This window comes from Streptomyces flavidovirens DSM 40150, from assembly GCF_000429085.1.
GTDB classification, from domain to species: domain Bacteria; phylum Actinomycetota; class Actinomycetes; order Streptomycetales; family Streptomycetaceae; genus Streptomyces; species Streptomyces flavidovirens.
Window position 1 is genome coordinate 1 of record NZ_AUBE01000007.1, and the last position, 17,648, is coordinate 17,648.

Annotated in this window: 18 protein-coding genes and 2 pseudogenes; 5 read left to right on the plus strand and 15 right to left on the minus strand. The window is 65.6% G+C overall.

What is annotated here, in order from left to right; all coding sequences use genetic code 11:
- The 7 genes from G412_RS0113100 to G412_RS0113135 all read right to left on the minus strand — a co-directional run.
- Window positions 1-305, minus strand: a 305-nt coding sequence (locus G412_RS0113100; RefSeq protein ID WP_106964092.1) for an IS5 family transposase, incomplete at its 3' end; no start/stop codon positions are given.
- Window positions 305-589 carry a radical SAM protein gene (locus G412_RS40475; protein ID WP_244282979.1) on the minus strand — a complete coding sequence of 95 codons (285 nt, stop codon included), beginning with the start codon at window positions 587-589 and terminating at the stop codon, window positions 305-307. The genes G412_RS40475 and G412_RS0113100, both read right to left, overlap by 1 nt.
- On the minus strand, window positions 514-1,161 hold the full coding sequence (locus G412_RS34235; protein WP_028812498.1) for a cobalamin-dependent protein: 648 nt from the start codon (window positions 1,159-1,161) through the stop codon (window positions 514-516). The genes G412_RS40475 and G412_RS34235 overlap by 76 nt, the downstream gene beginning before the upstream one ends.
- A 265-nt stretch (window positions 1,162-1,426) precedes the next feature.
- Complete coding sequence (locus G412_RS0113115; protein ID WP_028812499.1) at window positions 1,427-1,879, minus strand: DUF4383 domain-containing protein; 453 nt, start codon at window positions 1,877-1,879, stop codon at window positions 1,427-1,429.
- A gap of 990 nt (window positions 1,880-2,869) precedes the next feature.
- Entirely contained in the window at window positions 2,870-3,361 is a 492-nt protein-coding gene (locus tag G412_RS0113125) for a YflT domain-containing protein (protein WP_028812500.1), read from the minus strand.
- 77 nt (window positions 3,362-3,438) lie between these two features.
- Entirely contained in the window at window positions 3,439-4,104 is a 666-nt protein-coding gene (locus G412_RS0113130) for a hypothetical protein (protein ID WP_037648796.1), read from the minus strand.
- Between the two features lie 112 nt (window positions 4,105-4,216).
- Window positions 4,217-4,741, minus strand: a complete 525-nt coding sequence (locus G412_RS0113135) for a DUF421 domain-containing protein (RefSeq protein WP_028812502.1) — start codon at window positions 4,739-4,741, stop codon at window positions 4,217-4,219.
- 44 nt (window positions 4,742-4,785) lie between these two features.
- Here G412_RS0113135 and G412_RS41740 point away from each other — a divergent pair.
- Window positions 4,786-5,224: pseudogene (locus tag G412_RS41740) on the plus strand (helix-turn-helix domain-containing protein); the annotation flags it as partial.
- Between the two features lie 178 nt (window positions 5,225-5,402).
- Here G412_RS41740 and G412_RS0113145 read toward each other — a convergent pair.
- Together G412_RS0113145 and G412_RS0113150 are read right to left on the minus strand one after the other, a co-directional pair.
- A complete protein-coding gene (locus tag G412_RS0113145; RefSeq protein WP_037648718.1) occupies window positions 5,403-6,626 on the minus strand; it encodes a cation:proton antiporter domain-containing protein in 1,224 nt (407 codons plus the stop codon).
- 464 nt (window positions 6,627-7,090) lie between these two features.
- On the minus strand, window positions 7,091-7,522 hold the full coding sequence (locus G412_RS0113150) for a PRC-barrel domain-containing protein (RefSeq protein ID WP_028812504.1): 432 nt from the start codon (window positions 7,520-7,522) through the stop codon (window positions 7,091-7,093).
- A gap of 391 nt (window positions 7,523-7,913) precedes the next feature.
- Here G412_RS0113150 and G412_RS37975 point away from each other — a divergent pair, with 391 nt between their 5' ends.
- The gene (locus G412_RS37975; protein ID WP_078606951.1) at window positions 7,914-8,120 is read left to right on the plus strand and encodes a DUF2180 family protein; all 207 of its coding nucleotides are present in this window, start codon (window positions 7,914-7,916) and stop codon (window positions 8,118-8,120) included.
- Window positions 8,121-8,180: 60 nt separating this feature from the next.
- Here G412_RS37975 and G412_RS0113155 read toward each other — a convergent pair whose 3' ends face one another.
- Window positions 8,181-9,065 (minus strand): universal stress protein, encoded by an 885-nt coding sequence (locus tag G412_RS0113155; RefSeq protein ID WP_028812505.1) that lies wholly within the window; start codon window positions 9,063-9,065, stop codon window positions 8,181-8,183.
- Window positions 9,066-9,389: 324 nt separating this feature from the next.
- Here G412_RS0113155 and G412_RS0113160 point away from each other — a divergent pair, with 324 nt between their 5' ends.
- Together G412_RS0113160 and G412_RS0113165 are read left to right on the plus strand one after the other, a co-directional pair.
- Window positions 9,390-9,956 carry a PRC-barrel domain-containing protein gene (locus G412_RS0113160; RefSeq protein WP_028812506.1) on the plus strand — a complete coding sequence of 189 codons (567 nt, stop codon included), beginning with the start codon at window positions 9,390-9,392 and terminating at the stop codon, window positions 9,954-9,956.
- Window positions 9,956-10,396 carry a PRC-barrel domain-containing protein gene (locus G412_RS0113165; protein WP_028812507.1) on the plus strand — a complete coding sequence of 147 codons (441 nt, stop codon included), beginning with the start codon at window positions 9,956-9,958 and terminating at the stop codon, window positions 10,394-10,396. Before G412_RS0113160 ends, G412_RS0113165 begins: the two co-directional genes overlap by 1 nt.
- A gap of 305 nt (window positions 10,397-10,701) precedes the next feature.
- Here G412_RS0113165 and G412_RS0113170 read toward each other — a convergent pair whose 3' ends face one another.
- Window positions 10,702-11,115 carry a hypothetical protein gene (locus G412_RS0113170; RefSeq protein ID WP_157839089.1) on the minus strand — a complete coding sequence of 138 codons (414 nt, stop codon included), beginning with the start codon at window positions 11,113-11,115 and terminating at the stop codon, window positions 10,702-10,704.
- A 737-nt stretch (window positions 11,116-11,852) separates the two neighbouring features.
- Here G412_RS0113170 and G412_RS0113180 point away from each other — a divergent pair.
- Window positions 11,853-13,184 carry a DUF2254 domain-containing protein gene (locus G412_RS0113180; protein WP_028812509.1) on the plus strand — a complete coding sequence of 444 codons (1,332 nt, stop codon included), beginning with the start codon at window positions 11,853-11,855 and terminating at the stop codon, window positions 13,182-13,184.
- A gap of 325 nt (window positions 13,185-13,509) precedes the next feature.
- Here G412_RS0113180 and G412_RS41390 read toward each other — a convergent pair whose 3' ends face one another.
- From G412_RS41390 to G412_RS40815, 4 genes and pseudogenes are all read right to left on the minus strand, one after another.
- The gene (locus tag G412_RS41390) at window positions 13,510-13,632 is read right to left on the minus strand and encodes a hypothetical protein (RefSeq protein ID WP_279626768.1); all 123 of its coding nucleotides are present in this window, start codon (window positions 13,630-13,632) and stop codon (window positions 13,510-13,512) included.
- Window positions 13,633-14,345: 713 nt separating this feature from the next.
- Complete coding sequence (locus G412_RS0113185; RefSeq protein ID WP_244282987.1) at window positions 14,346-14,789, minus strand: DUF6328 family protein; 444 nt, start codon at window positions 14,787-14,789, stop codon at window positions 14,346-14,348.
- Window positions 14,790-15,494: 705 nt separating this feature from the next.
- Window positions 15,495-15,656: pseudogene (locus G412_RS41745) on the minus strand (DUF2188 domain-containing protein); the annotation flags it as partial.
- Window positions 15,657-16,019: 363 nt separating this feature from the next.
- Window positions 16,020-16,679, minus strand: coding sequence for a hypothetical protein (locus G412_RS40815; RefSeq protein WP_244282935.1), 660 nt, complete (start codon window positions 16,677-16,679; stop codon window positions 16,020-16,022).
- Window positions 16,680-17,648 lie beyond the last annotated feature (969 nt).

A 17,648-nucleotide genomic window follows, 5' to 3' on the forward strand; every position in this document is an offset into this window, starting at 1 on the left:
GTGGTGGAGTCGACGCACACGATGGTCCAGTCGACAGCTCCGACGGCATCGGAGTGCTGCTGGACATGCGCGAGGAGCCGGTCCCAGGTGCCGTCGGCGGACCAGTGCCGGAAGCGTTCATAGACCGTCTTCCACGGCCCGTACCGTTCGGGCAGGTCACGCCAGGCGGCCCCGGTGGACAGCTTCCACAAGATCCCGTTCACGACCTGGCGCCGGTCCCGGACCGGTCGGCCCATCCGTCCCGGCGCCAGCAACGGAGCGATCAACGCCCACGACTCATCCGTCAGTTCATGTCGACGCACCACTAACGGACCAACGACTTACCCACTTTCCGGACACGACCTAGCAGTTCGGGACGCTTGACGATGTTGATGGTCGCCTCGCAAGCGAAGTCCACGGGAAAGCCGCGGTCCTTTTGCCACCGAACCAGCTCCTCCAGCAGTTGTTTGGCCGCATGCGGGTTGGCGATGAAGTTGTCGTCAACGAAGTACACCGACTCGGGTCTGCCCTGGGTCAGTAGCGCGTCGAGCTCGGCGGTGACCTGCTGAGGTGTCTTGGCCCGCGGGGTGCGGCCATAGAGCTCGGGAATGTCACAGAAGTCGCAGTTGTAAGGGCAGCCAGAGGAGTACTGAATGCTGCAAGGAAGTAGTCACGAACATCGATCGCGTCATAGGCGGGCACGGGGAAACGGTCCATCGACAAGCGGTTAGTGGTCCGGTACACCTCTTGAGCAACTGGACGACGAGCGTCCTGGTCCAGGCGCATGATGAGCTGCTCCGTACCGTCGCCCAACTCGCCGACGTGCAAGATGTCGGGCTCCGGATACCACTGCGGACTCGCCGACACCGACGGCCCGCCCAGGACTACGAGCTTCCCCTGCGCTTGCGCGCGCCGCGTAAGGGTGTTGATTCGGTGCCGCTGGACGTGCATGCCCGAGACAAACACCGCATCAGCCCAGCGCAGGTCCTCATCAGAAACGGCCCGCACGTTCTCGTCGATGACCCGCACTTGCCAGTGCGACGGTAGCCATGCAGCTACCACCAGGATGCCCTGCGGTGGCATGAAGCCCTTGACACCGATCAGCGGAAAAGCATGGTCAAAGGTGCCAAAGGAGCGCGCGTACCTCGGAGAAACGCAGAGGGTCTTCCTGGGTTTGCTCATATTCCTATTCCTCGTGTGGCTCGGTCCTGAGATCGGAGTGCATACCCCTGCAGGGGACGAAGCCCCTCACGGCCACTCCTCCCCAGCAATCCGATGCAGGGTCACAGTCGGCGCTCCGCGCGACGGGGCAGTGTTCTACGCAGGCACTGTGCAGACAGGAGGGACTTGCATGGCCCTGCCTCCGTCTCGGTCAGCCGGCACCCCGGTCGTCTTGTTTGACATCACCCGTCGCAGTCGCCTGGCAATTAGCTGAGAGGGCCCCAGTTCAGCGAGTGGGGGGTGTGGTGCGGCGAGTGAGGAGAACGCCAAGAGCGATCATGCCGATGCCGAGGCCGAAGTGCAGCCAGTTGTCGGCCATGTTGACCGGAATGAAGTTCGCGGCGCTGTCGTGGTCGATGATCAGTCCGTAAATCCACAGGACCAGGTAGATCGCACCGCCGCCGATGAGGAAGGTGTGGGCCGTCGAGGCGGTGCGCGCCATAGCGATGCCGGCGATGCCGAACAGCAGGTGGACGATGTTGTGCAGGATCGAGACCTGGAAGACGCCTAGGAGCTTGGCCTCAGAATGGTGCTCGGCGAACTTCATGGTGTCGTAGTCGGTGGTGACGCCGGGGATGAAACCGAGGATACCGACCAGGAGAAACACGGCGCCGACGGCGAGCGCGGCCTGCTGCACCCTGGTGCGGCCGGTTTCGGGGGTGGCGTGATGAGTCGACATGATGGTGGTCCTTTCCAAAGGGCGCAGTCGGCCGGGGCCGCGCAGCGTAACCGTTACCTCTTGACTGGCTGTTTACCCCGTCCCTCATCGTTCAGCGCGCCGAATGATTTCCGTCCGCCGCGCCGAGTGCGTTTCCCGGAGTGGCGATTTCGGCCTTCTGCGCGCGAGGAACCGCATACTGACCCAGCTTTCCCGTCGCTCAACTGGTTAGGAGAGCCACTCCCGTCGCCTAAGCCAGCGGGGTGAGAAAGGCACGGGTCCACGGCGCTGTCAGCTGGTCCGGGTGGACGAGGGGTAATGGTGCGCCCAGGTGCACCGCGGATCGACCATTCCCACGTAACCCACGCCCCGTTCCGGGAGTGCAACCGTCACGTTCTTCCAGGCGCCTCAGCTCACTGTTGCTCGTACAGCCTTGCGTCTCCAGCCTGGGTGGTTGACGAGTCGGAAGAGGAATCATCGCCCTCCTGCCCAGGGACGACGACCATGGGGCACTTGGCCGTGTGCAGTACCTCGCGGGCTCACCGACCCAAAAAGCAGCCTCTTCACACCGGAGCGGGCCCCGGGATCCCACAACCAGCAGGGGCTGCGTTGCCTGCAACCTCCGCAAGGAGCGTTGTCGGCCTGGTGTGCTCTAGGCGCAGGTCTACCTCCACCGACGGATACCTGTCGCGCCGCAGGGCGATCTCCTTTTCGAGGAAGTCCCGTGGCCCGTGTTACGACGCGTCGAAGTCGGGAGGCACCATCACCGGGCCGGTGAGGACCAGTCCGGGGTGGTAGGCGCCGTGAACGACCTCCAAGTGCGCGCCCACAAGGTCAGCTTCGTGATACGCGAATCCAGCGCCTCCAGCGAACCACCGGCCGGGTCCGCTCCGACAACGACACGATTGTCCGGAGGGCCGCTGGTGTCGCCTGGGCGGACGCGCCACTGCTCGTCGGTCTGTCGCTGGCCGTTCGGTGCGGGCCCACGTAGCCATAAGGCCAGGATGCGTATCACGCAATGCCCGACAAGCCCTCGCTCTGCAGGATGGTTCGGGCCTGTTCGGCATGGCCGTCCCGTGCGATGAGGTCGTAGCGGGAGGCAGCCAGTGCGCGTGTGGACGAGAAGTCACGACGGCCACCAGTCGCGGCGTGACCGGCCCAGCCCAATACGGCACCCCACAAGGCGCCGAAGAGCAGTCCGCCCAGGAGCAGCCCCAGCCATACCGGGCCTTGTGTGAACAAGCCCACGAGCAAGCCGATGAGCAGACCGAACCAGGCGCCTCCGGCGGCCCCCGCGGCGGCGGCCCGTCCCTTGGTGAGCCGTCCCGTCACATGCTCCATCAGCCGCAGATCGGTGCCAATGATGTCGAGACGTTCTACCGGGAAATTTTTGTCCGACAGCCGGTCGACCGCGGCTTGCGCCTCTTCGTAGCTGTCGTAGCTGGCCACCCTGTTCCAGGCCAGGCTGACAGGGCTCGGGGGATTTGGCTCGATCTCAGGCATATCAAGTCCTTCCTCGCTCGGTGCACGGGTTCCCTTGGTGCTCGACGACATGCGCAGCAGATCACGCCTGTCCGTTGTCATTGCCGCTTCTCTTCAGCCGGTGGAGTGGCGGGTGGCATCCGGATGTGGCTACCCACGAAGTAGGCGCCAAAGGCGCCGGCCAAGGAGGCGAACACCGTGACGGCGTACAGGGCCAGCAAGAGTTCGATGAGCTTGCCGTAGGCGGTTGTGGCTCCCGTCGGCTCGCCGCTGATCGCCATCAGCGCCGTGGCGTGAAGGGTGCTCGCAAACGAATCGGTCGGCCGGTCGAACTCGTACAGTAGTTCCCCTGCGGCGACCACTACGATCATGGTGATCATGCCCAGCCACGCCACCCGGTCGCTGAGCAGTCGGCCCGCCGACCGTGAGGACCGCACGGTCGAGGAGAGCACCCGGCCGGTACGCAGGAGGCGGAGAGAGCGCATCAGGCGAAGCACCCGCAGGAAGGGCAGGACCAGGAAGATCACCTGCCACCAGTTACGGCGCAGGAACCTTCCCCGGTGCTCCGCCAGGCTCAGGCGGGCGACGAACTCGGTGACAAAGACAGCCCACAGCAGCCAGCCAGTCACCGTCATCGCGATATGCATCGCCGTTCCCGGCCTGGCCATGCGCTCACCGATGACGACGAGAAGGAACAGCAGTCCCAGGGCGCTTATCACTGGCGTGAGCCGGTCCAGCAGCTCTTGGGCCAGGCGCTCACGCACAGAGTCGTGCTCGGAAGTTCGACCCACGTCAGCCGCCCACTCGCTCACTACGCCTTTCATGCGTCCGCCCTACGCCTGACCACAGGCCAGGGACCTGAGCGTAATGCCAGGCCTATGCAGGATCACGATGGGCATGCTCGACATTGCCCAAGGCGGTACCGGAGCCGTACTGGGAGCGGGAAATCACGCTGAAGCTGCCGTCCGTTTCCAGTACGACGGCTTGCACGTCTTCCATAGCGCCGACCCCTTGAGCACGGACGGCCTGCCTCACCTCATCGGGTGCCACCCGCTGGCGCCTCATCGCTTCATGCAGCATGCGGCCTTGATACAGCAGCACGGTCGGCTCAGCCTTCACCAGGCGCCGCACCCTACCGGAGCGGACCGACGCCCAAGCGGTGAAGAACTGCAACCCCACCAGCATGCCCAGGGCGGTGGTGCCTTCGAGGAGCGCGACTTGGCGGTTGAGCAGAATCGTAGCCAGGGTCGAGCCCAACGCCACGGTAACGACCAGGTCGAAGGCGTTCATCTTTGACAAGGCTCGCTTGCCGGACGCGCGGACCGCAGCGATCAGAACCAGATAGGCGAGGCCCGCCATGATCAAAACGCGGACGAGATCATCCCAGGAGTCGAAGAGCATGTCCCCACTGCTACCCCCTGGGCCGGTTGCCCGCACAAGGTGACGTACAGCGGTGGCGGCGAACGCGGAATGAGAGCGGTCGGCGAGCTCTGCGGTCACAAGGACAGGCGTCACTGCCGAAGCTGAGCCAGAAACAGTTCGCGCAGTTGGAGGTGGAACTGGCCGGGGGACCGGCCGCACACGGCTGGGAGGACCAGCGATGGACGCTGGCACGGGTCGAGACGGTGATCGGTCGACGCTTCCGCCTCACTTACACCATCCAGGGTGTGTGGAAGCTGCTGGTCGGCAACGGCTGGTCCTGCCAGGTACCCGCCCGACGCGTCCTGGAGCGGGACGACGACGCGGTGGCCGGTGGATCCAGGGAAGTGTGGCCCTGCGCGGAAGACTCGCCGTGGCCTGTGGGGCCTGGCTCATCTTCGTGAGGACGAGCCATGTTCTCCATGGTTGCCGCAGGCACAGACCTGGTCGCAGCGCGGTCGAACCCACCACCGTGCACCACGCCACCTCACGTCGCGCCGTGACGAGCGGCCGGTCGCGAAGCCGGCCGGACGGAAGGCAACCGCCCGCTGGTGAACGCCGCCGAGTGGGCGTTTGCGGGCACGTCGGATTTCGGTGTGGTCGGCAACCACGGCCGGGAAGGCGGACGAGGGCTCGTCGTGGCTCATCGCGCAGTGTCGGGTGCCCGGTCGGTGGCCTTGCGATACAGGGCTAGGCCAGGGGCCGTGGTGATGCCGTGCACGACGGTGCTGGCGGCGACGACCAGTGTTCCGGCGGCCAATACCAGGGGGTTCACCCCGAGGCGGTGGGCCTCCATGGTCAGGTAGAAGAGTGCCGAGACGCCGATGGGACCGAACCAGCCCAGGAAGACGGCGTCCCGCCAGGTCAGGGAGAGGGGCCGCTTGAGCGTGAGCAGGATCGGCAGCCGGCGCAACAGCAGCACGCCCAGGAGCATCAGCAGTGCCCGCCACCATCCCAGCTCGCCCCACTCGCGCCATGGGATCATCGCTCCCAGAACGGTGAACAGCGGCAGGACCATGAGGCGGTTGACCGCTTCATCGATCTTGTTCTCGTCGGCGCGTTCGCTCGCCGAACTGGTCGCGTTGAAGGCCAAACCGCAGACGAAGACGGCCAGGATGCCGTCGAGACGCAGCAGCCCCGACGCGCCGAGCACGAACAGCGCCAGCAGAAGCGTGTAGATGAACAGGGGGCCGGACTCGACGGTGCGGCGTTCCTCGGCGGCGCGCAGCGCCTTCCCGCCCAGCCATCCCGCCGCCAACCCGAAGGCAACCGCGCCCAGCACCTGCCACAGCGATTCCAGCAGTGCCTCAGCGCCGGTGAGGGGCCCGGCGACGGCCACGGCGGCGAGCACCAGGGGCAGGCCCAGTCCGTCGTTGGCACCTGATTCGAGGGAAAGTAGCTGCCTGGTCCGGGCGGTGATGCCCTTCTCGGCGGGTCCGCCGGTGACCACGCTGGAGGCGAGGACGGGGTCGGTGGGGGTCAGGGCGGCTCCCAGCAGCGCCGCCGCGCCGAAGCCGATGCCCAGGGCGACGGCCGACACCGCCGTGGTCAGCAGCACCATCCCCAGCATGGCTACGCAGAGAAGAACAGCCACCGGCCTGATCCGTGACCGAACGGCGCGTATCGGGTAGCGCAGGGCTACGGCCATCACCGAGACCGCCAGCAGGATGCGGGAGACCTCGTGCAGCTCTTCGTGTCCCTCCATCACGGTGGGCAGATCAATGACACCCAGCACGGCCGGACCGAAGACGATCCCGGTCAGCAGCGCCAGCAGCGGCCCGCTCAGCGGTATCCGTTGGATGAGCGCGGAGAGCGCCGCCACCACGAGGGCGAGCGCACCGGCAACAGTCAGCAGAGTGTCCACCATGCCCCCGACTTACCCTTTCCGGCCACGGACGTGTGCCACCCGGACGCCCAATGCCTCGGACGGCCCAAGCTGGTGACACTGCCGATGAGCACGAAACTCGCCCGGAAACAGGCCGTGATGTGTCCCTGACCAGCCAGGTGGTGGCGTCGCCGTCCTCGTGCGCGACGGGGACCGGGGGCAATAGGCTGGTCCCTCCTGCGACGCGGCTGGCTTTCCAACGTCGCCTTCACCACTCCAGACCGCCTGTCCAGCGCATCCGACGCGGCGTAGACGGCTGCTTGCTGAGACGGCCCGACCGTCACACCCGCCTGAACAACCACACGACATCACGAGTTCAAGGTCATTAACGCGAGAACCGTGAGAAGGGCCCAGGGAGAGCCCCCGCAGAGGCGCCGCCGCCCCCACTTGCCCCCGCACCAAATGACCTGCTTAGCAGGGGCTGAGCGCCGCGTGGCGCGGATGGATCAGTGTGCTGTCCCGCGGGGGAAGGGATAGGGCGGGTAGATGTAACCCATGCCCCAGAACGGTGTGTAGCCGTAGTGCGAATACACCCTGTCAAAATACTCCTCTTCTTCAACCAGGTCCGGGTCGTACGCCGGGGCGTCGGTCACCTGCTTCTGGGACCGGTCGATGAAAACGTGCTCCTCGGTGATCCGCGTGACGGCATCGACGGGGATGAACGTCTTCTTCTGGCCGATCCCCAGAAATCCGCCGTGCTCGACGAGCAGGAAGCGGACCTTGCCCTCGTCATCGTCGATCAGCAGATCATCGATCTTCCCGAGGTCCTCGCCGTCGGCGGCGGTCACTGTCCGGCCGCGGATGTCTTCTTCTTGTGCGGCGACGGTCTGATCGGAATCGCTCAGCTTGGTGAGTGTGGGTATGCGGGCATTGTCCACGGGGCCCTCCTCGGTGGGCTCAGGCGCGCTCGCGTGTCGCGTCTGGACACTGGCTGACTTTCCTATGCCGCGTGCCCAGAACAGCGATTGGTACTCATCGACTGAAATGCCCTTGGGTGGCTCCGGGCAGCCGCAGCGTAGTCCGGGCTGGCAGTACCCGAGGCCCAGCAGCGTCCTGCGATCGTTCTGTGCCGACAGGATCCGCCTTGCCTCACCGAGATGACCTCTCGGCCGCCCCCCCCTCGGGTGTCAGCGTGATCCGCCCATGCGGGCATCCGAGAGCTGCATCGCGGTCCCTCTGCCCTGGTGCGGATACCGGCTGGTCGAGTGAAGCTGGAGACAGCATCATGTCGCCGCTTCGGGAGTGACGCGCGGATCGGAGAGCTGAAGGATGCGCTGCTTTGAATGCCATCGATCGGGAGCAGACCAGGTGGCCGAGGCGGTCTGCTGCCAGTGCGGCGTGGCCGTGTGCCAGCAGCACGCACATATCGAGAAGCAGGAACTGCACAAGGACGCTGGGCTGGGCAAGAGCACCCATGCGTTGTCGGCTCGGCGGGTGGTCTGTCCGGTGTGCGCCAGGGCTGAACGCAGTCCCTAGTGCGCCGACCTTGCTCTTGATGCCGGAAATCCCGCGACCTATCGCGCGTGTTTGCCGCCCCTAGGCGTCATTGGTGGGCAGAACGGCGACCGGGCAGGCGGCTGAGTGCAGTACCTGTGCGCTGACCGAGCCGAGCATGAGCCGTTTCAGTCCGGTACGCCCGTGGGAGCCGACCACCAGAAGTGCCGCTTTCCTGGCGGCGTTGGTCAGCACGGCTGCCGGGCGGCCCCCTTCGATCCGCGTCCGGATCTCCATGTCCGGGTTCTCGAGCCGGTAGGGCTGCAGGGCCTGGTCGAAAATCTTTCGGGCGTTGCCGGGCATGGCGCGTGGATCCGGCAGGGCCGGCCCCGCGGGTTCGGTCTTGAGTGTGGGCGACTGGAAGGCAGCGTAGACGGCCTCAAGGACCGCCCGGCGTGTGCTTGCGGCTTCGATGGCGAAGTGCATGACGTCGGATCTTATGTCCGGCAGGTCGACGCCGACGACGACGCGGTTTTCCCTGAGTCGCCCGGTGCCGTGGGGCCTGACCACCACGACCGGGCATTCGGCATGGGTGGCGACCTGCCAGCTCACAGAGCCCAGCGGTAGCCGGGCGAACCCGCCGGCCCCGCGATGACCCACCACGATCAGTGATGCCTGTGAGGATCGGTCCAGCAGCGCCGGAGCCGGAGAACCGGATACGAGATCAGGCGAGACATCGACTTCCGGAAACTCCCTCGATACCGCTTCCTGTAGCGGCGCGACCACCCGTTCCGCCCGTTCCACGAAGGAAGCCGACTGGCCTCCACGGTGCACGCCCGGTGGCATGGGCCACTCCACCGCGTGCAAGATGCGCAGCCTCCAGCCGCGGCGTGCGGCTTCCTCGGCCGCGAAACGGACGATCTCGTCCTGATGCTCGGCCTCGGCCACCCCTACCACTACAGTCCGGCCCTTGCCGTACGGTGTCACCGCGGTCTCCTCACCACATAGGAGTTTCCTTCCATGACACGGCCGAGGATGCGCCAGGGCAAACCGGAGAATCCGCTGCTGTCATGCCGAGGTCCACGCCCGTGCGGGGTCGACAGGCCACGCATCCGGCCGCAAGCTGAAGGAGAGGTAGCCTCCGCAGTCGTTCAGTAAGGGGCGGCTTATGGACTGGTGGATATGGCTGATCATCGGCGCCGTGATTTTGATCTTGGCGTTTGTCGCCGTAGTCATGGTGCAGGCACAACGTCGCAGGGGCGGCGTCATCGCTGGCGGCGCCCCACCGCGGCGCAGGCGGGGAGGCCCCAGATGAGCGACTACCTGCGGGCGCGGGAGATCATCAAGAAGCCGGTGGTCACCCTGGGCGGGGAGGCAGTCGCCCAGATCAAGGACGTAGTGTTCGACGCCGCACGGGGCGACATCCGAGCCTTCACGCTCAGCGGCCGTGGACTGCTCGCCGGGCCCATGAAGCGCGCTCTGTCGTGGAAGAACGTGCACGCCCTGGGACCGGACGCGGTCATAATCCCGGACGAGACAGCGATGGAGGACGACGCCGGAACCGCTACCGAGGCGCAGGATGGCCCTGGCGGAGGAAACGTGCTGGGGGCGCGGATGCTGACGGCTAGCGGGAGTGACCTCGGCAAGATCAACGACGTCATCGTCCAGACGGGTAAGAGACCACGTGTCGTCGGTTATCAGATCGAAACGGCAGACACGGCACGTCAGCAGATCCTCGTGCCTGTGCTCAAGCCGGTGTCCGTTTCCGGAGAGATGGTCGTCGTGCCGGATGCCACCGCTCAGTACACGGCCGGTGACCTCGCCGGCCTGACCGCCGCGGCGCAAGGGCTGCACAACAGACTGGAACAGGAGAAGTGATGCTGCTCAGCCAGGCTGTTGGGCGTCCCGTCGTCAACGTCACCACCGCCGAGACCATCGGAACGGTGACCGGATGCTTCGTGAGCGGCCGGCCTGCCCGCATCACCGCCCTCCATCTCAACACTCGCGGGCACGGTGGACACATACTGACCTGGGACAACGTCCGCTCCTTCGGTCAAGACGCAGTAATCATCCGCTCCATGGAAAAGCTCCGGCCCGACAAGCACATCGACAGCCAAGATCCCGCCCATCCAAGCCACGACCCCATAGGCAAGCCCGTACTGACCGAGACTGGTGAATTGCACGGAACCGTCGAGGACATCGACTTCGACCAGCAAACCGGACACATCCAGCGGCTGGTCGCCACCGAAGGCGACATGCCCGGAGAAACGCTCCTGGGAAGCGGTAGCTACGCCGTCGTCACGTCTACCACGACGTGATCGCGAGGGCGGCTCCCACGCTCGCATGGCTCCAATCAACCAGCTGGCGAGCGCACCTGATACGCGGACTGTTCGGTTTGACCCACCTCGGTCCGCCTCAGACGCCGCCAGGTCAGGGGTTGAGACTCCGGTGACAGCGAGGATGGGGGATCGTCGGCGTGATCGGCCATCACTTCAAGCCCCAGCGCCTCGCGCGACCGGGCATACGACCTCCCTCACGCGCGTGGGGATAAAGCGAGAACCTCGAGCGGTGCGGCCATCGCCTTCCTTGTGCGTGCGCCGGTTGGGGACGTGCGGCAAGCCTTCTACTGCTCAACGTCCCTGGTCATCTCCCGCGCCCTGACACAGGGCTCTCCCTGGAACTTCTTGTACAGCGTCTCCGCGAAGTCCACGCCGAGTTCCTTCTGAACCTTGGGCAGGTCGAATTTCTGCACAGTCCCGGTGACGTGAACGAGTTCGTCCTCGTTCACGGCCGGCAGATCCTTCTCGATGATGAGGAGCGGTTCGACACCGCTGAACTCATCTCCTCCGATGGTGAAGGCCCAGGGAGAGATGGCTTCTTTGACGTAGCCGCTGAACGTCCCTACCTGCCCCACTACGGAGTCAGAGTCCCCGCGCTCGAACGCCTCGTGCACCCCACCGATGTCCAGCCCGGTCTCTTTGCCTCCCGAGTCGCCGCATCCAGTCAGCGCCGGCGTTGTGGCAAGCAGCGTCGCCACAAGCCACGCGGACAGCCCTCGGTGCGAGTTGTGTACGGTGCACCTCGCAGATCGGTTCCTTCCGTTCCGGTTACCGGAATCGGACTCCCATAGGCCACAGGATCCTTACCAGCGCAGTTATGGATCCCACCCGCACTAATCGCTTTGCTCAGCTCAGCGTCCAACTCCATCCAGACGGACGCACCCGCAGCTGGTCCGACAACAGGGCGCGAGAGCTACGCACCGGTCAGCGCGGGTTGATCGGCGGCTCTGCCGTTGGGGAAACCGGGCACCATGGGGACGTGCATGGAGTACCCGATCGGAGGGGCCGAGATCCCGTTGCCGTTCACGCGTTCTCCAGCACCCGCTCGCCACGTGCCGGTCTCCGCCTTCGGTGGCTGACCTCACTGAAGGGGAAACTCATGGACCGTCCCCACTTCTCATCGCCCTCGCGAAAGAAACAGGAAGACACAGGGTGACGCCAGTGCTGTGGATGCCCGACAGGCGCCGCTATCGGCTGCGGTTGCCCGGAACGCGCACGCCCATCCGAGGCGTTTCGGGGCGACGGAGTGAAAGGAAGGCGGTGTGTCGTCAGTCCCAGAGTCCGCAGCCGAGCGCATGATGGCACTACCGTTGTCATATTCCCGAAGGGGGACGCGTCATAGAACCTCGCGGGCACGTACCCTGGGCCGTGCGGCCCTCTTCTGCAGTGGTGCTCTGCGTCCGGGTCGGGGCCGCAGACCACACCCCTTGCGCCCATGCGTGACATGGTCCGCGCGCAGCTGTGGCCGCTGCCGACGCTGGGCGTCGTACTCGCTGTCACCGCAGGTGTGGGACTGCCCCGACTGGACGCACGGATCCACCACGACATCCCGCCCTGGTTGACGGACTACCTGTTCGGAGGCAGCGCGGACGCCGCGAGTACCGTACTGGAGGCGATCGCCGGCTCGCTGATCAGCGTCACGGCGCTGACTTTCTCGCTTACGGTGGTGACGCTGCAACTGGCAAGCAGTCAGTTCTCTCCGCGTCTGCTGCGTACTTTCACCGCAGACCGGTACGTCCAGACGACCCTGGCATTGTTCCTCGCGACGTTCACCTACGCCCTGACCGTGCTGCGCACCGTGCGGACCGGTGACGACGGACAAGTCATGTTCGTCCCCCAGGTGTCGGTCACCGCGGCCTTCCTCCTCACCCTGGCCAGCGTGCTCGGACTTGTGTTGTTCTTGTCGCACCTCGCGCGCGAGATCCGGGTGGAAACGATGATGCGCAGCGTCCACTCCGCCGCCAACCGCACCATCCACCGGCTTCTCTCCCCAAGAGACCTCGCTGCAAGGGACTCGAGCGCCTCACTGCAACCGCCCATCGACGCACTGCCCTTGCCCGCCGATAGGTCCGGCTTCCTGATCGCCGTGGACGAGGAGGCTCTCCTGAAGGCAGCCGTCGAGGCCGATGCCGTTCTCCTCATCGACCGCCATCCCGGCAGCTCTTTGATCGCCGACACGCCCATGGGAGCTGCCTGGCCCCGCACGGGGGAGTCCTTCTCTCCCGAGACCGGGACGCGTCTGGCCCGAAAGGCCGCCGAAGCAGTTTCGACCGGCGCCGAACGCACCGACGCCCAGGACGTCGCCTTCGGACTCCGCCAGCTCACCGACATCATCGCCAAAGCGCTGTCCCCTGGGATCAACGACCCCACAACCGCTGTCCACGCCTTGTCCCACTCCTCCGCGCTGCTGTGCGAGCTGGCGCACCGCGACCTCCACCCCCGGCTGCTGCGCGACGGCCAACACCAGGTCAGGGTCGTGCTACAGGGACCGGACCTGGACGATCTCCTCGATCTGGCCATGACCCAGCCCCTGCGTTACGGCGCCGCCGAGCCCGCTGTCCTGACCCGCATCTTGATGCTGCTGCGCGAACTCGCCTGGAACACCACACCTGACCAGCACCCCCCCATCGTCGCCGCACTCGCCCGGCTGCGCTCCACTGCCACCGCCCAAGACTTCCACGCCGCCGAGCGCGCCGGGCTCACCGAATTGGCCCAGCAGGTCGAGCAGGCCATGGCCGGACGCTGGACGAACGACCGGAGCCATTGACCGCACAGTCCCGACCACCAACAGCACTGGACCGATTCTGGCGTGCGGAGCGGTGCCCCAACCGGCGTACCGACGGCAAGCGGTCGCGGCCGACGGCGACCCGCATCCGCACCGCCAGGAGTCGCCGCCGCAGCGGGGTTCGGCGGGACCGGCGCAAATGGCTCGCAGGCGCCCTTCCTTGCTGCGTCTCAACGGTCCGTGGCCGGCGTCGGTATGCGTGTGAAGTGGTTGTGGCGACGGCGACGGCGGGGCGGGGAAGCGGATGAGTGGGCGGTGCGTGGCGCGCCTGCGCAGAGTTTTGAACGGGATGTACAACTCTCGCCCGTCAGGAACTTGGCGAGGGGGAGGCGAGTCCCGGCGCCTTGGTGATGTCCTCTTCCACATAGGTCGACAGCTCCGCGTGCACCTGGAGGGCTACCTCCCCGGCCTGTTGGAAGCGCAGAGTCACCCACACATAGTCGCCGCCCCGCAGTTGCTCGCGTAGCCCTCGCAGCGGCAGGTGTGGCCGCTCTTTGCTCCGCGCGACCAGCTTGCCGACGGGGCACGTCCACAGGGCCGCGGGTGCTGCCTTCGGCGGTGACGATGTCGACGGACCGTGCCCTTGTGGTCTTTGCCCCCAGCAGCCTGTCGGGGCGCTGGCCCTGGTTGAATAGCCATACGCACAGCGGAGCGTCATCTCCCCATTTTGCAGGGCCCGTTGGGGGAGCGATATGGGCGTAGAGGATGAGCATCGAACCGATGCGGGCATTCGTGCCCGGCGGGTTGTATTCGTCTTGAGTGGAGTCGCAGCCGACGGCAGCCATGAGGCATCCAGCCAGAGAGACGCGGCTGCTGCCCTACTCCAACAGTGGGGAGCACTATTCTTCAAGGCCACAGGCGTCTCTCGCTGCGTCGTAGGGATGCGTCAAGGACTACGCACGCTTACATGTCCAGCCGGACGTAGTTGACCGCCCGGTCTGGGCCGGATGGCCCGCTCAGCCACCGATGCGAGTGACATTTGTAAGATCTGCCACCCTGCCAAAGCCGCTTCTTACGCAGTTCCTTGCGGGCCTGCAATGACGCGCATTGCGGTCAGCCAAGAGAACGGCTTCCTGGACTCTGGCGTAACCGGAACCAGGGCCGCACAGTGTTCAAGCGGTTGAAGCAGTACATTCTCACAAATCAGCGCGAGGCTGACTGAGTGATACGCGCCCACACCGGCAAGACGAACCAGGACAGGATGAACCACGCCACAATGCCTGCCACCAGAAAAAGGGCCAAGGTGTTGTCCAGCGCGACCCGCAGAACAAGCAGCAGGGCCGAGGTAACCGTGCACAGCAAGAGTACAAGTCCGACAAGCGTCATGCGCGAAGCCCAAACCAGTATTTGCGGCTTCATCCGCCGACCGGTCACCAGGCGGTGGAACGACACCGGGCCGACCAACGCCCCAGTGGTAGCTGCACCGAGAAGTGTGGTGATCACATAAATGGACTGGTCTGTCTCGCTCAAGTCCCGGAAAGCTGGCTGGAAAACGAGCGCGAGGAGGAACCCGAAGAGGATTTGTACGGCGGTCTGCGCAACGCGCAGCTCCTGCAATAGCTCACCCCACCGCCGATTGGCACGCATTTCCGCACCTTCCTCGTGGCCGGGCCTGGAGTGCCACTCATCCTGCTCACTGCCCTCTGCCGCCACAACGAACCTCTCCTGACTGTTGACAGCACCCGTCGCTTTATGGCCGCACTTCGTTGGGGCTCTTGGCCGTCCCGGCCTGGCCGACTCTGGGCATATGCGACTGGAGACCTGATCTCATTGTCCATCAGCTCCCGATCTCCTTGGGTAGGTTGACGAAGCTTCCAGTCCTCGTCCAGGACTCAGAGCTGTCGTTTACCCAAACGCCACACGTCGCGCGCTCATAAATGACTGTGCCATTCGGTCCGCAGGTTCAGCGCTATGCCCACTCAAGTGCTTCCCGTACCGCGGATGCGATTTTAGGGCGCTGCTCGGTGTTTAGGAAGGGAAGTGCCCGCCTTCCGCACTGCGAGAGGGACGTTACCGCATATAGGTTTCGAAGCGCATGCGACCCGGTATCTCGGCCCGGTAATGTTGGGTGTCATTTCCCTGAGCGACTTGGCCATCGAACGAGACGCGAGGCCCGCATTGGGGGACATCAGCGCCGTCGAACCTAACAAGTGAGCGAGCTCCTGGCCGACGGCCGTGCGGGCACGTGCATGAAGCGCGCCAAGGTGGGGCCGTCTGCAGATGGGCCACTTACTGCGGCGTGGCACGCGCTACCGACTGATGCCGTGCGAGGCTACGGCGCAGTCGAGTGCTCTACGCCGACTGCACCGTAGCCATCGTTCCAGGGATGTTGCGGGGATCGTCGCCGTAGGTGTATTCGGTGCGGATGCGACCGTCACGTCCGTGGACGACCACCTGCGCCGGCTTGTGTTCTTCGGCCTGATGGCGGGCCTCGTCGACCGCTTCCTTCTGTGTGCGGTGAGGCTCGCGGACCTAGCGGCGGCCTTGCCTGTGCTCTACCTGCCACTTTTCAGCTGGGTTAGGAGAGTCTGCGGGGGTGATGTGGTACACGGTGCGCTTGGGCTTCGCTGCCATGACTCCTCGCTTTGTGGGGTGTGCGGTCGCGCCTGTCGGTGAATCGGCTGGCGGTGAGCGAGCGACCTGAATGGTGGGGAGATCCTGGGGCGTTATGTCGGTGCGCAGGCGGTGGAGGCGTACGGGGTGGCGCCATCGGCCGCAGTCGACGGCCGTGTCGCCGTAGAACTCGGCGACGAGCTCCGGTTGACGCAAGTGAAGTAGAGGGGGTCGCGGCTTCTCCAGTGGAAGGTGACCCGCATATCAGTCCACGGGTGTCCGCGCCGGGTGGATGCGTTTGGCGAGCTGGTCTCGCAGTGTGGTGGACGGCCCGGCCGGCGATGACGATCCGAAGGTCGTCCTCGCCGAGCCGGTGCAGGACCTTGACCGTGACGCCGGGCAGCTCTGCGGGCTGACGGGCCGCTCGGCCTGTAACTCGGCCGGAAAGGGCCGCACCGGACTGTCGAGCAACGGCTCGGCCGCGGCGAGTTCACCGACGGTGGTGACCGCTCCGTCGATCCGCCGGCGCCGGTCATCCATCCGGAGCGAGAGCTTGTCGACCCCGGACTGGGCCTGGACGACCGTGAGGCCGTCGGGAACCGTGCGCCACCAACGTTGAGCCGCCGAGTGGTTGGCCTTCTCCACCACTCCCTTGCGGTTGCCGCGGCGAGGCGGGCGGATGTCAACCCCGACCCCGTAGTACTTGGCGACGGCGGCGAACGCCGCGGTGACCTGACCGCTGGAGGGATAGCAGACGGTCGCCATCCGGTCGAAGCGCCACCGCCGAGCTGTCCCGCCCAGCTTGCGCACGACATCGTCCAGGGCCTGGACCAGATGGGGGAAGTCCTCCGACTCCGCCGGCACCGCCCTCCACCGGCCCGAATGCGCGAGAGCCCCGACCAGCAGATGCGCGTGCTCACCCACCCCCAACCTTCGGGAGGATCGGGCAGCTCCAGCCAGTCGAACTGGATCTCCTCGCCCGGCGGATGCGCGATCATCGCGACATTGCGGCCGGTCGAGGCATGGCAAGGCTCGCAGTGCGGCCGGACGGGATAGCGGCGAAGGGCGCGAGTGAACGTCGAGTACGCACCCTCATAGCCGAGCCCCACCACCTCGTCGAACAGCGTGGATGCCCACAGGTGCGCATCGTCAGCAAGGCGCTGCCGGCAGTACGGAAGGAACGGCACGAACGCGTCGGGCGCCTGAAGCCGCTGGCCGGCGGTCCGCTCACCGTTCAGATAGGCACGGATCGTCTTGCGGTCCCGCCCAGATGCCGGGCGATCGCCGAGATCGTCCATCCTTGCCGACGTAGTGCATGAGCATCCAGGCCCCCGAACAGGCCGAACTTGCGCACGCAGGCTTTCCGGACCAACCGCCAGATACGACGACCCACCGGGCAAGATCACACGATGGATGGGAGATCAACAGAGCAGGTTTGCTCCACCCTTTAGCAGCAAGTGGGGAGATTCAAGATGCGTCATCAGTTGCCAGTGATCGCCCCTCGAAGACGTGCCCGGGCAGACGCGGTACTGCCCGGGCCAGCATGGGATCGCACGGGAGGCACCAGAACCACAAAGCCACATAACCATAAGATCGGTGCGAAACTCGACAAGAGGGCTCCACAGGTGGAAGGGTCGATGGTGGATCTTGAGACTGTCGCCCTCTACGGCCTGCGGCCGGAAGTGCCAACCACCTTGCCGAACTCGACGAGAACAACAAGGCCGCCACATCATGACCGCCTGGCTGCAGACAGCCGACCGTGGGGCTGCTGGCGCATGCGTGGCGTACTTGTCCACCAAACAGGTATGCGTCTCGCTGGGCGTGCTGCTCGGGTTGCTCACCGCTGCAGGCTGATCAGGCTTGCGGACGAACCATTGTGGGCAGCATCGCCCG